At 71.3% G+C, this 13051-nt stretch carries 1 protein-coding gene and 1 pseudogene; both read right to left on the bottom strand.

The genetic code is table 11. From position 1 onward, the window contains the following. Positions 1–4032: type I polyketide synthase (locus KUTG_RS62200; RefSeq protein WP_198047470.1), on the bottom strand; the 4032-nt coding region annotated here is incomplete at its 3' end. Further along, a pseudogene (locus tag KUTG_RS40020) lies at positions 4002–13019 on the bottom strand (type I polyketide synthase); the annotation flags it as partial. The gene KUTG_RS62200 and the pseudogene KUTG_RS40020, both read right to left, overlap by 31 nt. Between the last annotated feature and the right edge of the window lie 32 nt (positions 13020–13051).

Genomic DNA, 13051 nt, shown 5'->3' with positions numbered 1-13051 from the left:
GAAGACGTCGTCGTCACGGGTGAGGCAGCCCTGGGCCATGCCGGTCAGCACGCCGTCCGGGCCGATCTCCAGGTACAAGGTGGCGCCCTGGGCTTCCAGCGTGCGGACGGCGTCGCAGAAGCGGACCGCCGTGCGCACGTGGTCGACCCAGTACTCCGGCTCCGTCCACTGCCCGCCGCCGGCCGAGGTCGTGACCACCGGGATCGTCGGCGTGCCGTACGTGAGGCTTTCGGCGACCTTCCGGAACTCGTCGAGCATCGGCTCCATCAGCGGCGAGTGGAACGCGTGCGAGACCTTCAGCCGCGTGGTCTTGCGGCCCTTGGCCTCGAACTCCGCCTTGATCGCCAGCACGGCTTGCTCGTCACCCGAGATGACCACCGACCGCGGGCCGTTGACCGCCGCGATACCCACCCCGTCGACCAGCGTGATCTCGTCCTCAGCGGCCTGGATCGCCACCATCGCCCCGCCGGCCGGCAGCGCCTGCATCAGCCGCCCACGGGCCGACACCAGCTTGGCCGCGTCTTCGAGCGAGAGAACCCCGGCCACGTGCGCCGCCGCCAGCTCGCCGATGGAGTGGCCGGCCAGGAAGTCGGGCCGGAGGCCCCAGGACTGAACTAAACGGTACAGTGCAACTTCGAGGGCGAACAGCGCGGGCTGGGTGACGCCGGTCTGGTTGAGGGCGTCGACGTCGGTGCCCCAGACCGTGGACTGAACCGACGGGTCCAGTTGGGCCATGACCTCGTCCCAGGCCTTCGCGAAGGCCGGGTAGGCCTCGTACAGCTCCTTCCCCATGCCCAGCCGCTGTGAGCCCTGACCGGTGAACAGGAACGCGGTCTGGCCATCCGTCTTGGTCCCCCGCACCAGGTTCGGGGACTCCTCGCCGGTGGCCAAGGCCGTCAGGGCGCTCAAGGCGGACTCACGGTCGTTGGCCAGCACGACGGCCCGGTGGTCGAACTGGGCCCGGGTGGTGGCCAGCGAGAAGCCGGTGTCGAAGAGGTCGACGCCGGAGGCCAGGAAGCCGCGCAGCTTCTCGGCCTGGTCGGGCAGGCCGGCGGCGGTCCGGGCGGACAGCACGAGGGGGATCACCGGCGTGCCAACAGAAGCCGTCGCCGGAACGGTCGTGGCCGGGGCCTGCTCGATGATCACGTGGGCGTTGGTGCCGGAGAGGCCGAACGACGACACGGCGCCGCGGCGGGGGCCGGAGGCCTTCCACTCGCGGGCCTCGGTCAGCAGCTTCACGGCGCCGGCGGTCCAGTCGACCTGGGGCGAGGGCTCGTCCACGTGCAGCGTCTTGGGCATGATCCCGTTGCGCACGGCCATGATCACCTTGATCAGGCCGCTGACACCAGCCGCGGCCTGGGCGTGGCCCAGGTTGGACTTGACGGAGCCCAGCCACACCGGGTCGTCCTCGGTGCGCTCCTGGCCGTAGGTGGCGAGCAGGGCCTGGGCCTCGATCGGGTCGCCCAGCCGGGTGCCGGTGCCGTGGCCCTCGATCAGGTCCACGTCGGCCCCGGTCAGACCGGACACGGCCAGCGCCCGCTGGATGACCCGCTGCTGCGAGGGGCCGTTGGGCGCGGTCAGGCCGTTGGAGGCACCGTCCTGGTTGATCGCCGAGCCACGAATAACGGCCAGCACGTTATGTCCGTTGCGCTTGGCGTCGGACAGCCGCTCCAGCAGCAGCATGCCGATGCCCTCGGACCAGCCGGTGCCGTCGGCCGCGCCGGCGAAGGCCTTGCAGCGTCCGTCCGAAGCAAGGCCGCGTTGCTGGCTGAACTCGACGAAGATCTCGGGCGTCGACATCACGGTCACGCCACCGGCCAGTGCCATGTCGATCTCGCCGCTGCGCAGCGCCTGGCAGGCGGTGTGCACGGCGACCAGCGACGACGAGCAGGCGGTGTCGACCGTGACCGCCGGGCCCTCAAGACCGAGGGTGTAGGCGACACGGCCGGAGGCGATGGAGCCGGCGTTGCCGTTGCCGATGTAGCCGGCCAGGTCATCCGGGATGTCCCGCAGCCAGGTGCCGTAGTCGTGGTACATCACGCCGGCGTAGACGCCGGTCTGGCTGCCGCGCATGGAGCTCGGGTCGATGCCGGCCCGCTCGAACGCCTCCCACGACGACTGCAGCAACAGCCGCTGCTGCGGGTCCATGGCCACCGCCTCGCGCGGCATGATGCCGAAGAACTCGGCGTCGAAGTCGGCCGCGTCGAGCAGGAAGGCCCCGTCCTTGGCGTAGGTGTGGCCAGGCTTGCCGGGCTCCGGGTCGTACAGCGAGTCGATGGCCCAGCCGCGGTCGGTCGGGAACGGCGTGACCGCGTCCCGACCCTCGGCGACCAGCTTCCACAGGTCTTCCGGCGAGGTGACGCCACCGGGGAACCGGCAGCTGATGGCGACCACGGCGATCGGGTCGTCGGCGCGAACCTGAGTGGCGGCCTTCTTGGCCGCCGGCGCGGCGACACCGCCGACCAGCGTGGCGACGAACTCCGCCACCCGGCGGGAGTTCGGGTAGTCGAACACCAGCGTGGCCGGCAGCTTCAGGCCGGTCGACGCGTTGAGCATGTTGCGCAGCTCGACGGCGGCCAGCGAGTCGAAGCCGAGCTCCTTGAACGCCTTGTCCGCCGGCACCGCGTCGACGCCGTCGTGACCGAGCACGGCGGCGACCTTGCCCCGCACCAGTTCCAGCAGCGCGCGGTCGAGGTCAGCCCCGGTGAGACCGGCGAACTGCGACTGCGCGGTGGCCTGGCCCTGTGCGGCCCGGCGGGCCCGCACGCGAACGAATCCACGCAGCAGGGCCGGAATCTCCTCGCTGCGGGTGCGCAGCGCCTCGCGGTCGATCTTCAGCGGGACGATCACCGCGTCGTCGGCGCCGAGGGCCTGGTCGAACAGCTCCAGGGCCTCCTCGGCCGGCAGGGCCGGGGTGCCGAGGCGGCGCATCCGGTCCAGGTCGGCGTCGACGAGTTCGCCGCCGAGGCCGGTGTTGACCGCCCACATGCCGAACGCCAGGGCGTTGGCCGGCAGGCCTTGCGCACGTCGGTGTTGGGCCAGGGCGTCCAGGAAGACGTTGGCCGCCGCGTAGTTGGCCTGTCCCGCGGCGAGGACCATTCCGCCGGCCGACGAGAACAGGACGAACTTGGCCAGCGGCAGGTCGCGAGTGAGCTCGTGCAGGTGCCAGGCCGCGTCCACCTTGGGACGCAACACCTTGTCCACCCGCTCGGTGGTCAGCGTGTCGATCAGGCCGTTGTCGACGACCGCCGCCGCATGCACGACACCGGTCAGATCGGGGATCTGACGCACGACATCGGCCAGCGCGGCCCGATCCGTGACGTCACAGGCGAAGAAGCGGACGTCAGCGTCCAATGTCGACAGTGCTGCGGCCTCCGGGGCATCCGCGCCGCGACGGCTGAGCAGGGCCAGCTTGGTGACGCCCCGCGTGGTCACCAGGTGCCGCGCGATCAAAGCACCCAGGCCGCTGGTGCCGCCGGTGATCAGGACCGTGCCTTCAGTGTCCCAGGTGTACTCCGCGCCGACGGCTGAAACCAGGCGCGGCAACAGGATCTCGCCGTTGCGAATGGCGACCTCGGGCTCGCCGATCGTCGCAGCCGCGGACAGGACACGAGTCGACGCCTCGGTGTTGTCGGTGTCGACCAGGACCAGCCGGCCCGGCTGCTCGGCCTGCGCCGCGCGGATCAGGCCCCACACGGCGGCCTGGCTCAGGTCGGCGATGTCCTCTCCCTCAACGGAAACAGCGCCGGAGGTGATGACCGCGGTGACGCCGGCGGTGCCGTCGGCCAGCAGGGACTGGATGTCGTTGAGGACCAGGCCGGCGACCTGCCGGACGGCCTCCGGAACCTCGCCGCTGGCGTTGGGGCTGACGTAATGCACGACATGAAGACCGGCGGGCTGGGCGGTGGTCGGCTTCCACTCGATGCGGTGCAGGCCGTCGGACCCCTTGGCGGCACTGAGCTGTTCGGCCGAAACCGGCCGCGAGACCAGGGATTCGACCGTCAGCACCGGCTGGCCGGTCTGGTCAGCCATCTATTTTTGTTTGATACCTCGTCGCCACGCAGGCGTTGGATCCGCACCCGCAGCGAAGTCGCGCCGACCGCGTGCAGGGTGACGCCGTTCCAGGAGAACGGCAGCAGGGTCGCGCCCTCGCCGACGTCGTCGAGGAGGTCGGCGTGCATGGCCGAGTCCAGCAGGGCCGGGTGCAGGCCGTAGCGCTCGCCTTCGCTGCCCTCGGGCAGGCTGACCTCGGCGAAGACCTCGTCGCCGCGCTTCCACGCGGCGGTCAGGCCCTGGAAGGTAGGGCCGTAGCCGTAACCGCGGTCGGTCAGGCGGCCGTAGGCGTCCTCGGTGTCGATCGGCGTCGCGCCGGCCGGCGGCCACTCCGTGAGATCGAAGGCGGGAGCCTTGGCCGGGGCCACGGTGCCCATGGCGTGCCGGGTCCAGGCGGCGTCGCTGCCCTCGGGGCGGGAGTGGATGCTGACCGTGCGGGCGCCCGAGGCGTCGGCGCCGCCGATGGTGACCTGGACGGCGTAGCCGCCGCGCGGCGGCAGGATCAGCGGGGCCTGGAGCGTCAGCTCCTCCACGGACTCGCAGCCGACGTGCTGGCCGGCCTGCGCCGCCAGCTCGACGAAACCGGTGCCCGGCAACAGGATCGAGCCCAGCACCTGGTGATCGGCCAGCCAGCCCAGGGATTCCGCGGCCAGCCGGCCGGTAACGACGATGCCGTCGCCGTCGGCCAGGGCGATGACCGCGCCGAGCATCGGGTGTCCGGCGGCGACCTGGCCGACCGAGGAGACGTCGCCGGAGGTCGCGACGGGGTTGAGCCAGTAGCGCTGGTGTTGGAAGGCGTAGGTGGGGAGGTCGGTGCGACGGGCGTCAGTGCCGGCGAAGAACTTGGTCCAGTCCACGGTCAGGCCGTTGGCCCAGGCCTTGGCCAGGCCGGTGATCAGCTCGTTCTCCTGGCCACGGCCGCGACGCTGGGTCGCGATCACCGCCGCCTCGTCGACGCTGTCTTTCGCGTTCTCCACGCAGTGGGCGGCCATGCCGGTGAGAACCGCGTCGGGGCCGATCTCGACGAAGCGGGTGACGCCCTGCGCCGACAGCGCCTTCACGTTGTCGTAGAAGCGAACCGCGTCGCGAACGTGGTTGACCCAGTACTCCGGCGAGGTCCAGTCGCTGCCGGCGTTGGGGATGCGCGGTGCGTTGAAGGCGAGGCCGGAGACGATGCCGCGGAACTCGTCGAGCATGGGCTCCATCAGCGGCGAGTGGAACGCGTGCGAGACGTTGAGGCGGGACGTCTTCCGCCCCTTGGCCTCGAATTCGGCCTTGATGGCCAGGCAGGCCGCTTCGTCGCCGGAGATGACCACCGACTGTGGGCCGTTGATCGCCGCGATGCCGACGCCGTCGACCAGGGTGATCTCGTCCTCGGTGGCCTGGACAGCCACCATCGCGCCGCCGGCCGGCAACGCCTGCATCAGCCGGCCACGGGCGCTGACCAGCTTCTTCGCGTCGTCCAGGGAGAGCACGCCGGCAACGTGGGCCGCGGCGATCTCGCCGATCGAATGACCGGCGACGAAGTTCGGCGTGACGCCCCAGGACTCGATGAGCCGGTACAGCGCGACCTCGAAGGCGAACAGCGCGGGCTGGGTGGTTCCGGTCTGGTTGAGGGCATCTTGGTCGTCGCCCCAGGCCACTGCCTGCACCTCGGGGGTGACAGCCGCGTCCCAGGCCTGCGCGAACACCGGAAAGCGGTCGTGCAGCTCGCGGCCCATACCGAGCTGCTGCGCGCCCTGGCCGGTGAACAGGAACGCCGTGAGGCCGTCGTTGGTGACATCGGTGATCTTGCCGGCGGTCAGGTCGGCCAGCGCCGACTCCCGGTCGGCCGCGACGGCGGCGACGCGGTGCTCCAACGCCGCACGGGTGGTGGCCAGCGAGAACGCGATGTCCAGTGGCTCACCGTTCCCCAAAGAATCCAACGCTGCGGACAGCTTCAGGGCTTGCGCGGCGGCGGCCTCGGCGGTCTGGCCGGAGACCAGCCACGGGACGATCCGCGGCTCAACAGTGCGCTCCGCGGCCTCGACGGCCGGGGCCTGCTCGATGATCACGTGGGCGTTGGTGCCGCTGATGCCGAAGGACGAGACACCCGCCCGGCGCGGGCGGTTGACCGTCGGCCACGGCTGCTCGGACGACAGCAGTCGAACCGCACCCTCGGCCCAGTCGACCTTGCTGGACGGCTCGTCCACGTGCAGCGTCTTGGGCAGTACGCCGTGGCGCATGGCCATGACCATCTTGATGATGCCGGCGACGCCGGCGGCGGCCTGGGTGTGCCCCATGTTGGACTTGATCGACCCCAGCCACAGCGGCTCGGACCGGTCCTGGCCGTAGGTCGCGAGCAACGCCTGGGCCTCGATCGGGTCGCCCAGCATCGTGCCGGTGCCGTGGCCCTCGACAACGTCCACATCGGACGTCGTCAGGCCGCCGGAGGCCAGCGCCTGGTGGATGACCCGCTGCTGCGACGGACCGTTCGGCGCGGTCAGGCCGTTGGAGGCGCCGTCTTGGTTGATCGCGGAACCCCGCACCACGGCAAGGACGTCGTGGCCGTTGCGAACCGCGTCGGAGAGCCGCTCGACCAGCAGGAGGCCGACGCCCTCGCCCCAGCCCGTGCCGTCGGCGGCCGAGGCGAAGGACTTGCAGCGGCCGTCGGAGGCCATGCCGCGCTGGCGGCTGAAGTCGACGAAAGTGTCCGGAGTGGACATGACCGTGACGCCGCCGGCCAGGGCCAGCGAGCACTCGCCGGCCCTCAGGGCCTGGATCGCCCAGTGCAGCGCGACCAGCGACGACGAGCAAGCGGTGTCCACAGTGACCGCCGGGCCCTCAAGGCCCAGCACGTAAGCGATACGGCCGGAGACCACGCTGGCCAGGCTGCCGTTGCCGAGGTAGCCGGCGACGTCCTCCGACACCTCGCCCGGGCGGGTGCCCCAGTCGTGGTACATCACGCCGGCGAACACGCCGGTGTCGCTGCCGCGCAACGAGACCGGGTCGATGCCGGCCCGTTCCAAGGTCTCCCAGGCGGTTTCCAGCAGCAGGCGCTGCTGCGGGTCCATCGCGGACGCCTCACGCGGACTGATGCCGAAGAAGGCCGGGTCGAACTCGGCGGCCTCGTGCAGGAAGCCACCCTCGCGGGAGTAGCTCTTGCCGGGCTTGCCGGGCTCGGGGTCGTAGAGGCCGTCGACGTCCCAGCCGCGGTCGGTCGGGAAGGTGCTGACGACGTCCTGGCCCTCGGCCACCACCCGCCACAGGTCCTCGGGCGAGGAAACCCCGCCGGGGTAACGGCAGGCGATGCCGACGATGGCGATCGGTCGTCGGTCGAGGCCACCACCGTCGGGGCCTTGGCCACGACCTTTGTCGGCCACGCTGAGGATCTTGTCTCCGATCAGCTTGGCCAGCGCGGCCGAGGTCGGGTAGTCGAAGGTCAGGGTGGCCGGCAGGCGCAGGCCGAAAGTGGAGTTCAACCTGTTGCGCAACTCCACCGCGGCCAGCGAGTCGAAGCCCAGCTCGGTGAACGCCCGCTTGGGGTCGATGGCCTCGGCGCCGTCATGCCCGAGCACGTCGGCGACCTGCTTGCGCACCAGGTCCAACAGCACCCGGTCACGCTCCACATCGGACAACTCCGCCAGCCGGCGGGCCAGCGTCTGTTCGACGGACACCGGTCCGGAGGCGGTCGGCCGCTGCGTGCGGACGAGGCCGCGCAGCAAGGCCGGCACACCGTCCGAACGGGACTGAAGCGCGCGGGCGTCGACCCGTACCGGCACGGCGTTGGCCAGGTCGGCGGCGACGGCGGCGTCGAACAGGGCCAGGCTTTCGTCGGCGTTCAAGGGATCCAGGCCGAGGCGGCGGATGCGCTGGATGGCCAGCTCGTCGAGCTGCTCCCCCATGCCCGCGCCGACCGCCCACAGGCCCCAGGCCAGCGCGGACGCCGGTAGGCCGAGGGCGTGCCGGTACCGGGCCAGTGCGTCGAGGAAGACGTTGGCGGCGGCGTAATTGCCCTGGCCTGAGCCGTCGACCAAGCCGGCCGACGAGGAGAACAGCACGAAGGCCTTGAGGTCCAGGTCCTTGGTGAGCTCGTGCAGGTGCCAGGCGGCCTCGGCCTTGGGCCGTAAAGTGGTATCGATCCTTTGGGAGGTCAGGGTTTCGACCAGGCCGTCGTCGATCACGCCGGCCGCGTGCACCACACCGGTCAGGTTGGTGATGCCCTCGATCACGGCCGCCAGCGCATCCCGGTCGGCGACGTCGACCGCCGCGATACCAACGGTGGCACCGAGTTCGGTCAGCTCGGCCGACAACTCCGCGGCGCCAGGGGCGTCCGCGCCGCGACGGCTGGTCAGGACCAGGTTGCGCACGCCGTGATTGGCCACGAGGTGCTTGGCGACGATGCCGCCCAGGCCGCCGGTGCCGCCGGTGATCAGCACCGTGCCGTCAGCGGTCCACGGGCCTTCCGCTGCGGCGACGGAGATCTTGGCCAGGCGCGGCACCAGCATCTCGCCGCCGTGCAGGGCCAGTTCCGGCTCGCCGGAGGCCAGCGCGGCCGGCAGCAGCTCGGCGGAGTTCTCGTCCACGTCGACGAGCACGATCCGACCCGGGTTCTCCACCTGCGCCGACCGCAGCAGGCCCCACAGCGGGGCGCAGCTCAGGGCGGCCGGGTCGGCGGAGCCGACGACCGCGCCCTGCGTCACGACGACCAGGCGGGAGGTGGTGAAACGCTCGTCGGACAGCCACTCCTGCACCAGCTCCAGCGCCCGGTACGTGGTGCGACGCACCGCGTTGGGCACATCGCCGTTGCAGCAGGCGAACGGGGCCAGCACGACCTCGCTAGGCAGCGCGCCGTAGTCCAGGGTCTCGCGGTGGGCCTGAAGGTCGGCATGCACGGTGATGCCGCTGCCGAGAGCGTCGGCGAGACCGATGTAGTCCGCGCCGACGACCGCCCAGCCCTTGCCCGACGGGACCTGCTCGACCGGGGCGATGGCCTCCCAGCGCACCTGGAACAGGGCCTCGCCGCCACGGCCGGCAGCCCGCAGCTGCTCCGCGGAAACGGCCCGCACGACGAAGGATTCGACCGTGGCGACGGGGGCGCCGGTCGAGTCGGCGATGTCCATGGCGACGGCCTCACGGCCGGTGGACTTGATGCGCACCCGCAGCGCCGAGGCGCCGGTGGAGTGCACGGAGACGCCGCTCCACGCGAACGGCAGGCGGATGTCGTCGCCGACCGGCTCGTCGGAGGCGAAGTCGGTGGCGTGCAGGACGGCGTCCAGCAGCGCCGGGTGCAGCGCGAACGCTGCGGCCTTCTCCTGCTCCGGCAGCGCGACCTCGGCAAACACCTCGGAACCGGTGCGCCACACGGCACGCAGGCCCCGGAACACCGGCCCGTAGCCGTACCCCTGGTCGGCCATGTCGGCGTACAGGGAGGAGATGTCGATCTTCGTGGCTCCCGGCGGCGGCCACGCGTCCAACGCGACCGGTTCAGAAGCGTTGCCACGCCCAAGGACACCGGCGGCGTGCCGGACCCAGGACTCGTCGGCCTCGCTGCGGGAGTAGAACTCCACGGTCCGACGGCCCTGATCCTCGGCCCCGACCACGATCTGCAGCGCCACGCCGCCGGTCTCGGGCAGCGCCAGCGGGCTCTCCAGGGTCAGGTCCTCGACGACGTCGAGGCCCACCTGGTCGCCGGCCCGAACGGCCAGCTCGACAAAAGCCGTGCCGGGGAACAGAACCACGCCGGACATCACGTGATCGGCCAGCCACGGGTGCGAACGCAGCGACACCCGGCCGGTCAGCACCACTCCGTCACCACCGGCCAAACCGACCACGGCCCCGAGCAGCGGGTGATCGGCGGCGACCTGGCCGAAGCCGGTCGCGTCGCCGGAGCCGATGGCCGCGGACATCCAGTAACGGCGGCGCTGGAAGGCGTAGGTGGGCAGCTCGACCGTTGCCGCGCCGGCAAAGTAGGCCGCCCAGTTGACCTTGGCCCCACGAGACCAAGCCGTGCCGAGGGCGGTCAGCAGCTCGCGGACCTCGTCCCGGTCACGGCGGAGCGCGGCCGCGAAGACGACGTCGCCGTCGACGCTTTCCTTGCCCATGGCCGAAAGAACCGGATCCGGGCCGAGCTCGATGAACGTCGTCACGCCCTCGTCGACCAGGGTCGTGATGCCGTCGGCGAAACGCACGGCCTCCCGCACGTGCCGGACCCAGTAGTCGGGCGAGCACAGGTCGGCCGAGCTGGCGACGCCGCCGGTCACGTTGGACACGACGGGAATCTGCGGCGGCTGGAAATCGAGCACGCTGGCGATGAGCCGGAACTCCTCCAGCATCGGCTCCATCAGCGCCGAGTGGAACGCGTGCGAAGTGCGCAGCCGCTTGGACTTCTCGAACTTCCCGGCGACGGCGAGCGCCTGCTCCTCGACGCCGGACAGGACAATGGATCGCGGGCCGTTGATGGCCGCGATGCTCACACCCTCGTAACCCTCAAGCGCGGCACGGACATCGCCCTCACTGGCCCGCACCGCCACCATCGCGCCGACACGCGGCAGCTCCTGCATCAGCCGGCCGCGCGCGGCGACCAGGGTGGCGGCGTCCTCCAGCGACAGCACGCCGGCGACGTGCGCGGCGACCAGCTCGCCGATGGAGTGGCCGGCGACCAGGTCCGGGGTGACGCCCCAGGACTCCAGCAGCCGGAACAGCGCCGTCTCGACCGCGAACAGCGCGGCCTGCGTGTAAGCGGTTTCCCCCAGCAGCTCCTCGTCGTCGCCGAACAGGACTTCGCTCAGGGGACGGTCCAGCTGCACGTCGAGGTGCGCGATGGCGTCTTCCAACGCTTCGGCGAAGACTGGGTATTTGCCAGAAAGTTCTCGTCCCATGGCGAGACGCTGGGAACCCTGGCCGGTGAACAGGAAGGCCAGCCGGCCGCCGGCCGTGGCGGTCGCGGCGTCGCCGGACGCGATGTTGGCCAGACCACGCAGCAGCTCGTCGCGGTCGCCGGCGATGACCACGGCGCGGTGCTCCAGCGCGGCCCGGGTCGTGGCCAGGGAGTTGGCCAGATCCACCAGCGGGGCATCCACTGTGGACAGCTTGGTGGCCTGCGCCTTCAACGCCTCGACGCTGCGGGCGGAAACGACAAAAGGAGACACCGTGCTTGTCTGCCCCGCCTCCGGCAGGGCGTCGGTCGCGCTCCAAGCCGCCGCCTTCCCCTTGTCTGCTTCGACCGCGCGTACGCCGTCGGCGCTTTCGGCGGGGGGCGCGGTCGAAGCAGCCTGCGGGTCCAGGCGACGGCGCGCGACCGAGTCCGGGGTCGGCTGTGCGGACTCGACATCTCCAGTGGGGGCCTGCTCCAGAATGAGGTGGGCGTTGGTGCCGCTGACACCGAAGGACGAGATGCCCGCTCGGCGAACCTCGCTGTCCCAGGGGACTTCGGAGGTCAGCAGCGTGACGGCCCCGGACGCCCAGTCGACGTGCGGCGAGGGCGCGTCGATGTGCAGGGTCTTGGGTAGCACCCCGTGCCGCATGGCCGTGACCATCTTGATCACGCCGGCCACACCGGCGGCCGCCTGCGTGTGCCCGATGTTGGACTTCAACGACCCCAACCACATCGGGCGCTCGCGGTGGCGGCCGTACACGGCCTGCAACGCGTTGGCCTCGATCGGGTCGCCGAGGGTGGTGCCGGTGCCGTGGGCCTCGACCGCGTCGACGTCCGCGGCCGTCAGGCCGGCGTTGGCCAGCGCCTGGCGGATGACCTTCTGCTGGGCCAGGCCGTTCGGTGCGGTGATGCCGTTGGACGCGCCGTCCTGGTTGATCGCGGAACCGCGGATCACGGCCAGCACGGTGTGCCCGTTGCGCTGCGCCTCGGACAGTCGCTCCAACACGAGAATGCCGACGCCCTCGGCAAAACCGGTGCCGTCGGCCGCCGCCGCGAAGGCCTTGACCACGCCGTCGGCGGCCAGGCCGCGCTGGCGGGCGAAGGCGGTGAAGGTACCCGGGCTGCCCATGATCGCGACGCCGCCGGCCAGGGCCAGCGTGCACTCGCCCAGACGCAGCGACTGCACCGCCAGGTGCAGCGCCACCAGCGAGCCGGAGCACGCGGTGTCAACCGTCAGAGTGGGGCCTTCCAGCCCCAGGGTGTAGGCCACGCGCCCGGAGACCACGCTGGGGGCGTTGCCGGTCAACAGGTATCCGTCGAAGCCGTCGGGCGCCTCGTGCAGGCGCACGCCGTACTCCTGCGGCTCGGCGCCGACGAAGACGCCGGATCGGCTGCCCCGCAACGAGTGCGGGTCGATGCCGGCGCGTTCGAGGGCCTGCCAGGAGGTTTCCAGCACCAGCCGCTGCTGCGGGTCCATCGCGGACGCCTCACGCGGGCTGATGCCGAAGAAGTCGGCGTCGAAGTCGCCGGCGTCGGGCAGGAAGCCGCCGTGCCGCACGTAGGTCGTGCCGGGGTTGTCGGGATTGGGGTCGTACAGGCGATCCAGGTCCCAGCCGCGGTCGGTCGGGAACTCGTCGCTGACGTGACGCCCCTCGGAAACCAGCTGCCACAGGGCATCCGGGGAGTCCACGTCGCCGGGGAGACGGATGCCGATGCCGACGATGGCGATCGGCTCGTCATCCGCGGAAGCGGAGGCAGGCGTCTCCGCCGCCTCCGCCTCCAGGCCGAGCAGTTCCGCCCGCAGGTGGGCGGCCAGCAGATTCGGTGTCGGGTAGTCGAAACCGACGGTGGGCGGCAGGGACAGACCCGTCTCGGCCCCGAGCCGCGTGTGCAGCTCGACCAGGCCGAGCGAGTCCAGACCCAGGTCACGGAAGGCCTCGTCGGGTCCGATCCGGACGGTCGTCTCCGGCCGGATCCGCCGCAGCACGGCGAGTGTGTGCTCGCTCACCAGACCCACCAGGATCCGGATCTGCTCGGCGGGTGGAACCGCGCCCAGCCGACTCGCGAGCGCCCCACCCGCGTCAGGAACGAAGTTTCCGGACTCGCTCATTCGCCCACTCTCCACACCGCTGCCCTCGACGA

It is taken from the genome of Kutzneria sp. 744 (assembly GCF_000568255.1).
Taxonomy (GTDB): Bacteria; Actinomycetota; Actinomycetes; order Mycobacteriales; family Pseudonocardiaceae; genus Kutzneria.
The sequence above is the reverse complement of the archived record's forward strand: the minus strand, read 5'-3'. Positions and strand labels throughout refer to the sequence as shown.